At 42.0% G+C, this 15,367-nt stretch carries 13 protein-coding genes; 2 read left to right on the forward strand and 11 right to left on the reverse strand.

Annotated elements, in window-relative coordinates; genetic code table 11:
- Position 1 precedes the first annotated feature (1 nt).
- From T325_RS01590 to T325_RS01620, 7 genes are all read right to left on the reverse strand, one after another.
- Positions 2-1,909, reverse strand: a complete 1,908-nt coding sequence (locus T325_RS01590; RefSeq protein WP_036909778.1) for a S46 family peptidase — start codon at positions 1,907-1,909, stop codon at positions 2-4.
- A complete protein-coding gene (locus T325_RS01595) occupies positions 1,906-3,405 on the reverse strand; it encodes a radical SAM/SPASM domain-containing protein (RefSeq protein ID WP_036909779.1) in 1,500 nt (499 codons plus the stop codon). Before T325_RS01595 ends, T325_RS01590 begins: the two co-directional genes overlap by 4 nt.
- Before the next feature lie 86 nt (positions 3,406-3,491).
- Complete coding sequence (locus T325_RS01600; RefSeq protein WP_036909780.1) at positions 3,492-3,701, reverse strand: hypothetical protein; 210 nt, start codon at positions 3,699-3,701, stop codon at positions 3,492-3,494.
- Positions 3,702-3,785: 84 nt separating this feature from the next.
- Positions 3,786-4,283, reverse strand: a complete 498-nt coding sequence (locus tag T325_RS01605; protein WP_036909781.1) for a hypothetical protein — start codon at positions 4,281-4,283, stop codon at positions 3,786-3,788.
- Positions 4,280-5,149, reverse strand: coding sequence for a DUF6734 family protein (locus tag T325_RS01610; RefSeq protein ID WP_036909782.1), 870 nt, complete (start codon positions 5,147-5,149; stop codon positions 4,280-4,282). The genes T325_RS01605 and T325_RS01610 overlap by 4 nt, the downstream gene beginning before the upstream one ends.
- A 20-nt stretch (positions 5,150-5,169) precedes the next feature.
- Entirely contained in the window at positions 5,170-7,476 is a 2,307-nt protein-coding gene (locus T325_RS01615; RefSeq protein ID WP_036909784.1) for a TonB-dependent receptor domain-containing protein, read from the reverse strand.
- Between the two features lie 7 nt (positions 7,477-7,483).
- Positions 7,484-7,795 carry a hypothetical protein gene (locus T325_RS01620; protein WP_156097620.1) on the reverse strand — a complete coding sequence of 104 codons (312 nt, stop codon included), beginning with the start codon at positions 7,793-7,795 and terminating at the stop codon, positions 7,484-7,486.
- 454 nt (positions 7,796-8,249) lie between these two features.
- Here T325_RS01620 and T325_RS01625 point away from each other — a divergent pair, with 454 nt between their 5' ends.
- Both T325_RS01625 and T325_RS01630 read left to right on the forward strand, forming a co-directional pair.
- Positions 8,250-9,815, forward strand: coding sequence for a helix-turn-helix transcriptional regulator (locus T325_RS01625; RefSeq protein ID WP_036909787.1), 1,566 nt, complete (start codon positions 8,250-8,252; stop codon positions 9,813-9,815).
- Between the two features lie 218 nt (positions 9,816-10,033).
- A complete protein-coding gene (locus T325_RS01630) occupies positions 10,034-10,426 on the forward strand; it encodes a hypothetical protein (RefSeq protein ID WP_036909789.1) in 393 nt (130 codons plus the stop codon).
- Between the two features lie 30 nt (positions 10,427-10,456).
- Here T325_RS01630 and T325_RS01635 read toward each other — a convergent pair whose 3' ends face one another.
- The 4 genes from T325_RS01635 to T325_RS01650 all read right to left on the reverse strand — a co-directional run bounded on the left by T325_RS01635 (position 10,457) and on the right by T325_RS01650 (position 15,196).
- On the reverse strand, positions 10,457-11,458 hold the full coding sequence (locus T325_RS01635; RefSeq protein ID WP_036909791.1) for a DUF4435 domain-containing protein: 1,002 nt from the start codon (positions 11,456-11,458) through the stop codon (positions 10,457-10,459).
- Complete coding sequence (locus T325_RS01640) at positions 11,455-12,291, reverse strand: AAA family ATPase (RefSeq protein WP_036909793.1); 837 nt, start codon at positions 12,289-12,291, stop codon at positions 11,455-11,457. The genes T325_RS01635 and T325_RS01640 overlap by 4 nt, the downstream gene beginning before the upstream one ends.
- Before the next feature lie 482 nt (positions 12,292-12,773).
- Positions 12,774-13,688, reverse strand: coding sequence for a hypothetical protein (locus tag T325_RS01645; RefSeq protein ID WP_036909794.1), 915 nt, complete (start codon positions 13,686-13,688; stop codon positions 12,774-12,776).
- Positions 13,689-13,714: 26 nt separating this feature from the next.
- Positions 13,715-15,196, reverse strand: a complete 1,482-nt coding sequence (locus T325_RS01650) for a thiol-activated cytolysin family protein (protein WP_081911004.1) — start codon at positions 15,194-15,196, stop codon at positions 13,715-13,717.
- Positions 15,197-15,367 lie beyond the last annotated feature (171 nt).

Genomic DNA, 15,367 nt, shown 5'->3' on the forward strand with positions numbered 1-15,367 from the left:
TTCAAAGTTCTTTAAGTATTCGTTTTGAATCATTCCTTGACAGCAATATCTGTATGATATAATCAACACTTACACATATATTCCGACAAACAGAGGGCAGATAATAGTAATCTCCACAAAGGCCGTCGAAAACTCTATCAAAGTTGAGTCCAACCATCTCGCCACGTTCATTGATTACTGGGCTACCGGAATTCCCGCCTGATGTATGGCAATTAGTAGTAAAGTTCATCACTACCTGTTTATCATCAGACAAATGATCTCCTAACTTATAGCCATAGCCTGACCAAGCGTTGCCTATCTCACGATTCAGGCTTGTAGCCCAACACTGCACACCAGTTCTTCCATATGACACCCGTAAAGTTCCATTTGTACCTGACCAGCGAATCAAGCCACAATCATAAAGCATAGCAAGAATTCTATCTCTCACTCCATTAAGTTGGCTGGCATAAGAGACCAAACGTGTGCCGACATCAGACCGATAAACCGAGTCTGTATACTCGAGATAGCTAATGGCTGGATCATGGTGCACTTGTCGACTACCTGACAATATAGACCTTACTGTATCTTTCTGGACTAAAGAGGAACGGCTGTATACGTCTTCAACATAATCATTCACCCCCATTTCCCCATTTCTGATGGGCTTCGGGACAAATATACTATGTTTACGAGAAAGATAGTTCAGCATACATCTTGTCATTGCTTTCTCCATTGCAATATCCGACGAGCTAAACACTCTATCAACTAATTGACTTAAGACATTTGTCGTAAACCTATTCTTATTTTTTACCAGTCCTGCCGAGTTGATGAATTGGATAGCCTGAATACATCTACGATAGTCATCGTCATATTCTATTAAAGGGCCTATCAATCTGACCAGCGAATCGGCCTGATGCCGTAAACGACAGAAATCCTGGAACTTTCCTACATCCTGTTTGCGGAGCAACACACTGCACGAATCCTCCCTGGCCAGCAGTTTCTCAGGTACCATATAGCGCATAGCCCCTGTAATTCTACCAAGAATCTTAAGTCGCTCGTTATCCAATGAGGACACATCACCCTGATATTTCTTGATAACGCCTATTCTCAACGCCAGAATCTCTGCACGCCTTACCATACTATAAAGAATGCTTTCATCTACATCTGCAGAAATCCAGTCATTAGAGGCACCACGAGGAAAGCCTAACACATAGACTTCCTCATTGGGAAGAACCCCATGTTCGCACATTTTCAGATAATATCCGGGGGAGTATGGTTGTGACTCACCATCACCGTTTCTCACATAAGCCCGCAATATCGCAAAGTCGGCACTCATCCGCGGCCAATGCCAGTTGACAGCATCGCCACCATAAAAAGCCATGTGCCGGGGAGGACAAAAAACAAGACGGACATCATCTATCACAGAATATTCGTGCAGAAAATGACTGGTACCATAGAACTCTCGCTTGACTTCCTGAATATTCCCCTTTTGGCGAGGTGGGTATCTTAAACAAATCTCTTTTACCAGAGAATCCCATTTCTGACCTTCTGACAACCCTTGAGCAACCTCAGCAGACACATCGACTGTCCTAACCAATTGCTTCAAATACAGGCCTTTCAGTTTAAATTCCGGAGCTGTTGGACTGGCACAGAAACCATTTTCCATGACATGCTCCATCCCACTACCCTTTGCCACCAACGACCTGATGACATGCATATTGGTCAATACAAGTCCTGTATTAGAAATAAAGCTACCCGATCCGCCCTCACCTACAGCCACTATAGCATCCTTTATGGAAGGTACGTTCTCTGAGTAGAAACAAAGAGAAGAACCCCGTGTTGAGGGATGGAAGTCATGGATAGCCCATAAGCCCTCATCAGCCTTAGTCGGCAGCCCTACGAATAAAGTCAAGAAGATCAGTAATTGTCTCATCCGGCCTTATAAGATATGTTGTTATTCATTTTGGGAGCGAACTTACATCTGGGATCAGGGAAATCCCATCGATCGGCACCATAAGCCTTGATGACATCAGTCCAACATCTGTTTCTGTTGATTCTGAAACAATCATCAAACAATTTGCAAGCACTACATGGGCTCTGTTTGTTTATTGTCTCTTGCTTCAGATTCAACAGTCTGTTTGCTCTTGCAGAATTCCAGACTTCCGAAATGCTTTCATTCGTCAGATCACCAATAATAAAATTCGGATTCCAGTATAACTGTTCACAAATAGTGCATTTGCCATCAGGCAGAACAAACAGGTGATCATTCAAAGCCGAACATTTTGCACCTCTGAATGTAGAGCTTCCACCCTCTGCTGAATAATATGCCTTATCAATTTCTGTACGTGGGAACAAAATTGAGAATGAAGCTTCTTTTCCGAGTGTATCCTCTGCATAAGCATATAACTCTTCCAGCTGAGGCACCGTTGCCTTAATAGAGTTGAAGTTATCCATGGACTTCTGGTTAGAGAACATGGCTGTTCTGATTTCCCAGCTCTTGATATGTTCTTTTCCCTTCAGAAAATCAAACAAGGTATCGATGTTTTTCTTTGTGCAGGTAGCCTTGGTCAGAACGGTCTCTACTCTATAAGAGATGCCTGCTTCTTCCAACAAATCCAAACCTTGCCTTACTTTTGACACATAGCATGGATTGACATGTAACGTATCAACAGCAATATTTGGAATAAGGGTGTCTATCGACAACTGGAGCGTTCCCTTATAACCACTCTCCAACAATCCCTTTACGATTCTTGGCGTGATAGGTACCTTCGTTGAAATAGTATCAGGGCCGAAACCATTATCAGTGAGTTCTTTCAGAACAAGCTCCCAGTCAGGATGCAAGAACACCTCACCACCAATTAGGAAGATATTGTAAACACCAAGACGCTTAGCCTCCCTGATAATCTCGAAGATTCGTTCTGTGGAAAGGTGCTGCTTCACCTTGGTCTGAGTATCAGCATAGCAATAACAGCACTTCGTGACACAGGTGTTCGTCAGCATGAACGTCATCAGATAAGGAATTTGAAGTCTCTTAGTTGACAAATCCACATCCTTGACAAGGGATTTAGGAATACTGAATGGTACGATGTCACGCTGGTCTACGATACTATCGGATGGAACCAAAACATTCTTGGGAATCTTCACATTAGAGTTGTTTATCTTAATGCAAAACTTTTCTTTATTCATCCAAGGAACGAGGATTTTCCTTGCCTCTGCCTGAGTAACGCCCAAATCTTCAGCTATAACGCTTGCGGCCTGCTCTGCCGAACTACCACCTGAGAACAGCGACAACAATCTAGCATGATAAGGATGGATCAAAGTCTTTGCCGTATCTGAATCATACTTCTTCATGAATCTGGAGTGAAGCAGATACCTATTACCATCTTTACGAATGGTATAGTCAGGATTTAAATAATATTTTGTTTCCATTTTAATTCCTTTTTTTGATAAGGGAAGGATATACCTGTTATCAAAACATGCATATCACTTCCCTTCTGATTAGAACCTTCTTCTTTTTAGTTCGCAATCACACAAGCTGTTGATACATTGATGCAAATATTGGCACCAATTACGCACTGCTGAGTATAGCAGTCTTCGTCCAGATCAACATCCTCACCACCCTCAACATTGAACAGTTCTTCTGAAGACAGAACAGGATTCTCCTTCATCTCTGTTGGGTTAGCTACATTCATTACGTTCTCTTCTTTTTTAGTTGTTGTTTTCATTGTTGTAAAATTTTAAATTGTTAAACACTATATAGACGTTAGAATATCTCTGCGCACAAGCTATCCCTTTGTCTTTTTCTTTTTTTATTCAATCACCAAGAGTAAATCTGTTATATACATCTCAATAATTCTTCTCATTTTCCGAATCGCGACTTCCGTATTTACTCCGCCAAAGATTGCCACAAACATCGATATGACCTCATCTACACTGAAAGACGATTTCTCATATTGTTTTGACCAAGCATATAACAATGCTCCGGAGTTGCCAACGAACTTGGCATGGCCTTCAGTCTTACCTGTTACCAACGTTGACGGATACAACACGCATAACCCTTTGTTCAGTGTATGGTTCTTATCTGCGAACTGATTTTCAAAAAACACGAGATAAGGATTCAGTCTTAATCTCAAAGTCGCCTGTTCTGCCCCCTTCTGAAACTTATAGTTGTACATGCTACGGGTAGCTTCGGCCTCGAATGAGGCATCTAACGTGCGATCCAGTTCCTTGACATACAAAGACTTCAGATAAGCCAGATCGGCTGCCGTATCTACGCGATATAACTGATGTTCTTTATTTAGTATCATATTGTATGCTGTTTCAATAAGTTTATAATATGTGCATAACACTCAGGATGTGCACAGTATAACAGTCTTGCCAGACGATCACTCGTTAGTTCCCGCTTTTTGTTAGTACCAATGTTATGTACGAAGCTGACATCTCTGGGCAACAAACTGAACAGAGTGAGTTTATACATCTCGGTATGAGGTAGGTCAGCAATCAAGTATTCCACTTTTTTACCACGCATCTCTGCAAATTCATACATCAGATATTGTTCCATGATAGTGTTGACACTGCTTACGCCACCCGAAAGATTTCCCAACTTGTCCCGATTCAGATCCAGGAAACGATAAACCAAGGAACAATAATCGTTGAAAAAACCGAGGTCATGACCACCAATAATTCCCATATTCGTCTCACACATATCAGCCGACGAAGGCTGGAAAGGGAATGAAAAATTCTTTTCATACATCTCATTCAGCAAGTTGATGCCATAGGGATAATTCCTCTCTATGTTCTGGGCCAGGATATCGGCATTCTCCATTCGCGTGGGAAATGGCTTCCATATATAGACATCACCATCCACATGGATAAATGGAACCTGTTGTGCCTCATAGGCAGCAATCTTACCAAGCGCCCAAAGTGCCGGATTCTCGTCGGAGAGTTTATCCAAGGTGGTATTACATGACGTATAAGGCAAATGAAGCTTATTGATTAGCAAATCAGCGCCTTCACTATCCGTCACCAACTCCACCTCGTCGTAGAACTGTTTCAGCTGCAGGCAACTCAGTGCCCAGCTCATATAATGAGCCTCCTTGCATGCCCATCCACCGTTCGGCGAATTCTGATACGCTTTGCTCCAGTAGCTCTGTACGATCTTTGGTTTCTTCATAATTCTGGATATTATAATGATTAGAAACGTTTTTTCTCTGTATTTCCTGCACCCGTACCACGATAACGGTCATGAGTGACGTTGAAATTATACTGTAGTGTCAGCATCACACAACGCATTTCACTGAAGTTCCGTTGGAACATGGTGACAGCATCATTATAGAGTGTGACATCAGGACGTGAACCGTTAAAGATATCGCGAGCCTCCAGAGTGACACTTAGTCTCTTTTTACAGAATTCCTTATATAACTTGGCATTGACATAGGAAGAACTGCTGAGATAGATGTTCTTGTCATGACCAGATGTAGTCCACTGCCCATCAATGTTCAGCCAAATGTCCTGAGGCAGATGGATTGCATTCTGCCATTGTAGGATTCCTATGGGGATATTCATGCTTTTATTCCTACCACCCACTGGAATACTGAACCATTGTGTAAACATACCCACATTAACCCGTGGCTGCCAAACACCAACCTTAAACTGTCCCCCCACAAAGGCTTGCAGGAAATGCTTCTTCTTAAAATTATCGTAAGTCAGAATCGTCATCTCACCATCTTCACTATATGGTTTGGTGGTGTTCACAATTGGATTGTCAAAATAGGAATACGACACCTGTGCAAAATAGTTCTTCCATACAGACATGTACTCCAGGGAGTGCAGTTTGGTGGGCAGAAGGCGCGGATTACCCGACTCGTATGTCATCCTGTTCAGATAAGAGACGTTTGCATTCAGGTTCGAATAGGTCGGACGCTCCACTCTGCCGCTATACGACAATGACATCTGTACCTGCCCCAGTCGTGTGGCAACATTGAACGATGGGAACACATTGTTAAACTTCTTGCTGAGGTGATAGTCTGAATGCACTTTATCAGCATAATCATAGTCCACATACTCATACCTCAGACCTGCACCCAAGCTAAATAATCCAACTTGTTGTACCACCTCCAAGAAACAGGCTGTATTTTCCTCCTTTATCGTTGAAGAAGCATTATCCAGACCTGCATATGCCGTATTGAAATGGTTGTAGGTTCGAGAACTGATGTATTCTTCGCCCAACCTCAACACACCTTTTCCAACAGGGTAAGATAGCACTAACTTCTCGGCAATCATTCGACTCCTGTTCGTACTATAGGTCGTCACATCCTGATTCGCATACATCTCACTTTTCTCTTTATTCATAGTGCTCTGAACACCCTTGTTCCAGATGTAATCGGTATTAAAGTCGATATTGAGTTTCTTAATCTGGCCATTGTAATACACATTTGCGGCATGACGTGGAGTATTCTTAATGGTGTTATCGGCACAAGTATTCCAATTGTCATAGAAGACTCTATCAACCAATACTGAACTCACAAGATTCGACTTTGTTTCATTCTTGGCATACTCATTCTGATAATAGGCACCTATGGAATGACTGTTATTGATTATCCATGAGAATCCCAGCTTACCAAGAATACCGTCATAACGCCTTGTATTCATCGTTGATAGTTGCTGATCCCATCTTGATTTGGCTAGAGTAGTCATATCAGTCAACTTTTTCTCCCTATTCCTACCTGTATTATACATGAAGTTCGAGAACAGCTCCAAGCCTCCACTACGGAATTTCAAATCCACCATGTTTGTACTCTGGAAATAATGCTGAAAACCGTTCGTTGACCTAAGTGTAGCACTCCAGCCATCGCCTTGAGGTCGCTTGGTCCGGATACGTATGACTGCCTTTGCATCAGCCGAATAAGAAGCACCGGGATTAGTTATGACCTCCACATTCCGGATATTGTCCGACAACAAGCTTGACAGCTCCTGCGCATCGTTAATTTTGCGACCGTTGACATATACGACAGGTGAACCTTTTCCAAACACTTCCAGGTTACCATTGTTCTCAACCACCATAGGAATCTGTCTGAGGACATCCTTTGCCGTTCCTGCATGGGCCAGCACACTGTTTTCTACATTTGCTACCAAGGAGTTTCCTTGCAAGTGTATCTTTGAGGCGTTGCCTCTCACTACCACATCGTTCAACTGATTGTCAGAGGCAATCATTCTGATGTCGCCTAATTCGCCATCAGAGGCTATTTCCACCATCTTAGTCTCGAAACCTACAAACGACAGTCGGAGTTTCAATCCTACAGTGATATCACTTGACAGATAAAAGTCACCATTGCTATTGGTAATGGCACCAGTAATGAATGTGGAATCCTGCAAGAGAACGGCATTTACGAACTCCATAGGCTTACCATCTGCATCGAGGACACGCCCCTTAATATCCTTGCCGAATACTGACGACGAGAGTGCCAATGCTGCAATTATGATTATTGTCAAGCGTTTCATCTGACTTTTATTTATTATTTTCGACATCTTGCCATTCAATGATTCTATCCTTATCTTCATTACAGATAACATGGGCGATACGTTGTCCTTTCGTACCATCCTTTGCTACCACATAATAGATAACATTGGCCGAGAAGCGAGCTTCGCCATTCTCCATATAGTCATTGCAAAGGTATTTACCGCCAAATTCGACTGTTTCGCCATTGGTAAGAGTTGAAGACACATAATCTAAAACGGCCTCTTTGAGATTCTGATCCTCACGATTACCATGACCAGGCAAATTGACATGACCGCTCGTAGCGAATGTGAACAACATCACAATGGCGGCTATACAAACAGCTGACTTTATAACATTACTTTTCTTCATAATTCTTCTTTATTTTTTGTTTATTAAACCATTGTCTCTAAATTCTGTTTTTCAGATCCAGAAGACAACTTTTCTTTTCTCGTTTTCAATCGTCCGAATGACATTTATTTCGAAAAATTGTACCGCAAAGTTATGAACGATCTGAGAAAGAAACAAGCTTTTTTGGAAAAATTTTAGATGGGATGTTTCATTTTAAGAATATCGTAAATGCCTGTATTACAGCAGTTTGCGAAAAACGCAGCATAGCTGTTTCTCTAATAATGCAGCATTGCAGCAGACTTTCATCATGCTTTTTACCTCAAATTTCGATGATAATATCTCAAAAATAATCTGTTAAGGTTTCATAAAGAAGAGAGAACATCATAAAAAAATGTCGTATATTTGCAAATAATAAACCTGAATAGAGATGAGAAAATATAAATATTACCTTTTGGGCCTACTCCTATTACTCATTTATAGTTGTTCGCATAGTAAATACGAGCAACTTTCTTCTATTAATCAGCTTATTGAGCAAGATCAGCTCGATTCGGCTGAGATAAAACTTGATGAAGTTGATTTTACCGAATTCAACAACAAAAAAGATGTAGCATATTATAACCTGATAAGATGTAAACTCGACTACAGACAATACAGGCCAATGGATTCTGATACTCTGATAAATTTTAGTATCAATGTGTTCCAAGAAACAGATAACGACTCTTTATTGGCAGAAAGCTATTTCTATAAAGGCGCTCAGCTATGTGATCAAGATGAGGTAAAAGAAGGATTCGCCAATCTACTTAAAGCAGAAAGAGCGGCTGATAAAACTTCCAACCTCAACTTAAGACATAAGATTATAGAGCGAATAGCCGAGCAATATATATATTCTGGAGACTACGACTTGGCAAAACAATATTGCGAAAAGAATTATGGCCTTTCCATCAAGGCCAATAACAAAGAATGGCTTGCGTATGCACATATGTTCTATATGATATTATATTATACGCAGGGGAACAAAGTAAAAGCGAAGTATTCCTTAGAGAAATGCGAACCATATATTAAATATGTAAAAGGAAAACAGAGATCCTATTTCTACGCTAATATTGCAAGTTTCATGCTGCCGGATAGCATACAGAAAGCCACAAAGTATATTTACCACGCTCTGGAAAATGACAAGAACAGCTATGGATTCTTTGTAAAAAGCAGAATCCATCAACTCCAAAAGGAATACGACAAGTCTATAGCGTACCTGGATTCTGCATATATCTTCAGTCGTAATATAAACGACAGAGCAACTATCACAAGTAATTTCTCCAAGCTATGTGAGTCCATCAAAGATTACGAGAGAGCCAACAAATACAACAAGCAACTCATCTTATTAAAAGACTCTATCTATAAACAGAGACAACAGAATAATATCAGGGGAATCATGGCCCAGAATGAATTTGAGTTCAGAGAATTCTTATTCCGCCAAAAGATTACCTATTTTATTTTCATCACCTCAATCCTGATTTGTATATGCATAGGCATATATATATTCTTTAAATTCCGCTCAAACAAGATTAAAGCAAAAGTCCTTGAGAACCAGTTACTGATAAATCTGTATTCCGACAAGATCAAGGACCTAAAAGAAGTCAGCACAAATAAGAATGATGAAGTAAAAATGCTGCAGGATAAGGTTGAGGATCTGAACCATAAGCAGTCAAAAATACTTTATGAAGGAAAGGCGCTGTACGAAAGCATGATTAACGGGGCCACTGTTGTTACATGGACCAAAAGCGACTACCTGCATTTTATTGAATATTATAAGCTCATAGATTTCCCATTCGTCGTTCAGCTTGATACCGACTATGATCATCTTTCACCCAGGTATCAGTTGTTCGAGATATTATATCACATGGGGAAAACCGATACAGACGTTGAGCGGATTATGGGTATCAGCAATAGTACAATAAGAGCAACGAAGACAAGAATCAAGTCGAAAAAACTGTAAATCACTCTTATTCTTGTCTGACCGACAACGTAGAAACGCTGCATTATTCTTTAAAAGACGATGCTGCATTTTACGCAACACGCTATTATACAGATTGTTACATACAACTTTCTACGCAGCAGGGGTTTTATTTTTTTCTTCAATAAACTTGTTACTTTTAGAAAAAAAGAATAGCTTTGCAGCGAGAAAATTTCAATAACAATCAAATTAAAATCATTATGAACAAAAAATTTTTCTGCTTAGTGATGGCTATATTCGCCATTTTACCTAATTACAATGTAGCAAACGCTGGAGACGATGATGATGACGTCATCTTTTACCCTACCGTACCACATAGAATAAAAAGTAAGCCCCATACCCCAACCACTGTATACGTCAACTATAATGAGTATATGGGAGCCGCCGAAGTTACCTTCACAAGCGTACTGGATGATGTTACAATAAATGTATATTATGAAGGCATGTTAATTGATAATATAACAATAGGTACAACCAACACTGGCGACAGCGAAACCATAAACTTCAATCAGGGAGAAGGATATTATACAATAGTCGTTAAGGCCAATGGCCAAACCATATATAATAGTACTTTTGAATATACGGATTATTAGTATTCCCATGGAGGTCGTGAACAATCCTCCCTACTCAAGAGGAGAAAGATATCTCCTTATATCCTCTTGAAGACGGCGGAACTGCTCTGACACCATATAGCCTGTGTTCTTCTTGAGCATCACCTTGATGTCCTGCAACGAGTTTTCGTAGCAGGACATCTCGTTTCGTTTCTGCGTTCTATGGGCCGCAGCATGGTATATCTCATTCTGGCGTTCCTGGCGGAGCAGGTTGCACACCTTCGACAACATAGGCGACACCACAGTATCAAACAAATGATGACCCTGTATATATAAATAGGTTGTCTGTGGAGTAACACCCAGTTCTTTCAAGTCTTCCTTCGTCTTGAGATACTCCTCCTTCGCGTCAGGGAACTGGCGCTGCAAGTCGTTGATCTTCGTGTGAACCTTACGCTTCACGTTGGCTATCGACGGCTCCGGGTTCTGTACATTAAAGCCACCGGGGTCGGCAATGCGGTTGAAGTCGGTAATAGAAAACTTCGGATAGTTACCATTGCGATAGACCATGATTGACCAGACAAACAGAGGGAACAGCGCTTCACTGAAACGCTCGAAATAGCCACGGAAGTCGAATATACGGTGGTCGTTGAGCGTCACCGACACACACACATTATGCAATGAAGGCGCATAACACTGGAAGTTCTCGATGGCATAGACATAGGTATGGAACACAAACTCACTCTCCAATACCCGCTTCGATTGGAGCGTGCGCCCCTGTATCAGGTAATCGTAGTCAGCATCCACACAAGCTATCATGTCCTTTCCCAAGGGCTCACCCTCCAGAAAGTTCATCAGCACCGACTTCTTACCACGCGTCAGATTCATCTTCGAAGGCAGCATCACCTCGAAGTAGCGTTTGTCGTTCTCAAACTCTGAAAGCACCGTACGCCAGAAATAGATATCATCATAGCTCTCCACATAGGCCACAATCCTATGACGGGCGTTTTTCGAGGTCAGCGCGTTAGCCGCCTCGAAGTACCTGCTGTTCAGATTATCCCTCAACCGTTTGCTCATACCGTGATATCCGAAACCTCAGTCACGCTATCTATCCAACCGTTCATCACCACAGCTGGCGAGTGGGTAGTCAGTATAATCTGCACGTTGGGGTTCAGTTCTATGCAAAGGTCTATCAGTCGCTTCTGCCACTCTATGTGCAGACTCACCTCAGGCTCGTCCATAAAGAGCACATAGGGTTGGTTGTCTTCTACCAGCACGGTAAGCAGGATGGCCAGAATCTGCTTCTCGCCACTCGAGAGCTGATAGGGTAACAGCACCTCGCCTATCTGCGTAAACCTCAGCTCGTTCTCCGTTCGTATCATCTTCTTGCCCGTATCGCGGAACAGTTCGTCGACGATATCCTGAAATCTCGTCTTTTTCTGCGACAACTGCTGAGCCGCCTCGGCATTGCCTTGCTGAAGCTGCTCGATGATGCGATTGCCAATGTTCACCTGATAGTCGAGATACTTACGCTGCAAGTTGTAGAGCTGTATGTCGAGCAGCGAACCGCCGCCCACACCAGCCAAAGCCGAAAGCGCCTGACGCAGGAATCCCTCGCCCTCAGCCAGCGACTGCTGCAGGTTAGAGTCGAGCGAGCGGATCATATCGTAGCGAATCCACTTGGCATCCTCGGGCACCACGTCGAGCCTCACGCCCTTCAGCATGTGCGAAGGGAACTCGCCCCCCGCAGCCAACCCTTTCACTACTTTATTCAAGATAGTACTCTTACCCACACCATTGGTACCGCTGAGGATGTTCACCTGACGGTTCAGATCCCACACGATGTGTTTCTTCCCGCTCCAAAGCGAGTCAATCTCTATCCGTTTAATATAGTCTGCGTACTTCGGCATAGCTTTTGGTTTTTATCATCACTTTGCAAAAGTAGCAAAAAAAGCCGAAAGCACAAAACTTTCGGCTAAATTATTACGAAATACGATATCATCCGCATGTCGCCAAAGTGAAAGAAAAGGCAGAAAAAACGTCTGAAGCGAACAACACTCCACCACCTAACCTTTTCTGCTGAAACACCTTTATATAAACGGGATTTCAAGGGTTAGGTGTCTTAGAAAGAGGTAACCCACACCTAACCTATTACCTCACCTTTTCTCTGACTATCCTATAGTTAGGTGTTGGGTTAGGTGTTTGGGCAACACCTAACCCTCCAAACCTCCTTTATACAAAGGCGTCACGGGAAGAAGGGTTAGGTGGTTAGGTGAAAATAGAAAAAACAATTGTGACGGACTAAGAGATAGATGGGAAGTAAGCAAAGTCATAGTTTGTCGTAATGAAACTATCAGTTAGGATAGTCCAAACTCGGAGTAAGGATAGGGTTTTAACGGCATAAACTTAGATAGATATATTCTCCGCCAAAGGAGTTCATAGCTACGACAGAATCCAAATTGAGTTTTTGCCCATCGAAACTACACGCTTGTATTTTATTAGCAGAACAATCACCCGAGTTGGTTATTTGAAGAATATGTCTCTCATTGTTTCCGAATAGATGCCGACTGACAAACTCATAAGTGATATTGTAGGGTTCTTGAAGCGTCCCTTCGGCATCATAATAATTATGCATCGTACCCTCGATGGCAAGAGCCACATTCTGCGTGCCATCAGGATTATCTGTCACCATCAGGCCTCTTTGAATAGGTTCAACATTTTGTCCCATAAAACCACTGATTGTAACACTATAATCTACTGAGTATATATACGGAATCTCCACGGATGGAAAGTTAAACACCACACAAAACTTGGCTTGGCCCTCTTCTCGGTATGTTCCCTCTGTTCCTACTAGCAACCTGACAGGGGTTTCTGCAGGCCGACAGAAAACACTATTCTCTGTGTTTGTGTAATAAAGTGAGCTGTAACTGCTCGTTGAGTGCACAGAATCAAGTCTGAACGTGCTCTCAACCACAGTTACAGTCTCACGACCCAGATAAACCCTAGAGAAAAGTTTTATCGTATCCGCTCCACCTGATTCAAGAGGCAATACAGGTTTAAAACCCAAATAGGTATTCCCGTTGCTTTCTACAAGATAGGCATTGATTATACTATCATTATTGGCAACAATCTGAAAATCAGTGTATCTATCTTTAGCCAGATGATGGTTTTCGATATCCACGATATCAATCAGCACCTCTTTGGCATTAACATTCAGGTGTAATATAGATTCCCCTATTTGCTGTTCTTTATCACAAGAAAGCAAAAGAAGAACCAACGCAAAAAGAGATATCCTCCAGGTCTTCATAATACAAAAGGATTTTCTTCTTATGCTTATTTTTTCTTGATAGTTGTAATCCCCATCAGTTTATAGTCTGGACTTTCGAGCAGTTTAACATCAGTATACCGTTCCCAAACGATGTCGGTCTCCCACTCACCTCTTCCTGCAGGATGGTGTATGGTTCTAGCCTGATAAGAGTTAAACGAGAATAGAGGCATCGACGTACCATAGCCAGCATTCGAATACTCCTGAACATAGGTTGTATCCATACTATTATAGGGAGCATCATCATACGTCACATCGAACTTAAACCTAAATTTAACCTTGGGATGCGCAATCGTAGGCACCTTGGCCTGATTGGCATAAAAATTCATTGAGTAAGTATGTCTCTCTGAGTAGGCAGCCCATGAATAATTATCGATAATCTCGACATACAGCGGTTCGCGACGGATGTTGTACTTGAACTTAATCTTGGCTAAGGAGTTATCGGCCACATTGGCAAAAGAGCAGAATATGGGTACACCTGGCTGCTCACGAGAGAACTGCCCCTTGGTGATGTGATCAACAAAACCCGTGAACCCGTTGAAACTCTGTACTGCGGTGGTTCCGCTGCCGCCAATGAGATAGACCTTGAAGTCACAGCCATTCAGAAAACTCTTCTCCTCATTGTTCATATAAGAACTGCCCTTTGTGAAAAGCGTATGGAAAGACTCTTGAATCATTCTCTTCGCATAGCTAGCCTCTGCATTGGTCTCCAATGTCAACAAACCAAAACGGCCATAGGTGATGGAGTTGATATACACTGCTGAGTCCATAAGTGCTGACGACACATTTGCATACGGAATACTCGGGGTATCCATTACTGCTGTGAAACTGCTCTGCCAGAATTTCAAATAGATACCTGTCGCCTTGTTGATCTGATGCTCTATGCCACTGCTCGACGAGGTTGAGCCCCAGAACAAGAAACTGGTATTCGTGTTACTACCGAAAGCTGACTTCAACTCATTATACGACGTAAACTGCTCTATCGAAAAGAGGAACTCATCGTTCTGTTTAAATGACGCCTTGGGTATCTGCTGCTTAATATATGCCGTATACTTGGAATAAGAAGGACTGCTTATCACACCAGGGTCTGTCCCCAACAGGGTCAAAGAAGCTGTTACCGGCTTCTTTGATCCTGGGACGGGCCTGTATGTACAATCAGCTACAGAGCTTCTATACAAAACATTCCCTAACCATACATGAGGACTGTACTCTGGCAGGACTACCGTCTCATTGGTCGAGACATCCTTCTCTACCGTGAAATAGTCATCGCCAGAGCGAGTGCTCCTCCAGACTCCATTGCCACAACTAAACAACGTGGAGTCTTCGTCCAACAGATTGAATGGGTTGCGGCTCGTACTGATAGAAACGACATAGTCATCTGGATGATGAAACTTAACCGGGGATGTTTCCATCTGACCGTCGGATTCCTCTGTACAACTGGAGAGAGGAGCTATAAACAGAAAAGAGAGTAAATACTTATATAAACGCATAACTTTTTATAGTTGATATTCTAATTTTACTTTGCACTGCCAGTTTATGCCAATTGCGGGTACAAAGTTAGCAAGTAAAATTAGAAAGCAATAAAGAAAAGTATTCTGAAGATTTTACTCAGATTTTACTTGTTATGCAATACTCTCACAATCAAATACTTACACAAAACA

It is taken from the genome of Prevotella sp. FD3004 (assembly GCF_000746155.1).
GTDB lineage: Bacteria > Bacteroidota > Bacteroidia > Bacteroidales > Bacteroidaceae > Prevotella.

What these genes read in the sequence shown, in the direction of transcription:
- T325_RS01590 (WP_036909778.1), bottom strand. Translation starts at nt 1,909, where the DNA reads ATGAGACAATTACTGATCTTCTTGACTTTATTCGTAGGGCTGCCGACT.
- T325_RS01595 (WP_036909779.1), bottom strand. Translation starts at nt 3,405, where the DNA reads ATGGAAACAAAATATTATTTAAATCCTGACTATACCATTCGTAAAGAT.
- T325_RS01600 (WP_036909780.1), bottom strand. Translation starts at nt 3,701, where the DNA reads ATGAAAACAACAACTAAAAAAGAAGAGAACGTAATGAATGTAGCTAAC.
- T325_RS01605 (WP_036909781.1), bottom strand. Translation starts at nt 4,283, where the DNA reads ATGATACTAAATAAAGAACATCAGTTATATCGCGTAGATACGGCAGCC.
- T325_RS01610 (WP_036909782.1), bottom strand. Translation starts at nt 5,149, where the DNA reads ATGAAGAAACCAAAGATCGTACAGAGCTACTGGAGCAAAGCGTATCAG.
- T325_RS01615 (WP_036909784.1), bottom strand. Translation starts at nt 7,476, where the DNA reads ATGAAACGCTTGACAATAATCATAATTGCAGCATTGGCACTCTCGTCG.
- T325_RS01625 (WP_036909787.1), top strand. Translation starts at nt 8,250, where the DNA reads ATGAGAAAATATAAATATTACCTTTTGGGCCTACTCCTATTACTCATT.
- T325_RS01630 (WP_036909789.1), top strand. Translation starts at nt 10,034, where the DNA reads ATGAACAAAAAATTTTTCTGCTTAGTGATGGCTATATTCGCCATTTTA.
- T325_RS01635 (WP_036909791.1), bottom strand. Translation starts at nt 11,458, where the DNA reads ATGAGCAAACGGTTGAGGGATAATCTGAACAGCAGGTACTTCGAGGCG.
- T325_RS01640 (WP_036909793.1), bottom strand. Translation starts at nt 12,291, where the DNA reads ATGCCGAAGTACGCAGACTATATTAAACGGATAGAGATTGACTCGCTT.
- T325_RS01645 (WP_036909794.1), bottom strand. Translation starts at nt 13,688, where the DNA reads ATGAAGACCTGGAGGATATCTCTTTTTGCGTTGGTTCTTCTTTTGCTT.
- T325_RS01650 (WP_081911004.1), bottom strand. Translation starts at nt 15,196, where the DNA reads ATGCGTTTATATAAGTATTTACTCTCTTTTCTGTTTATAGCTCCTCTC.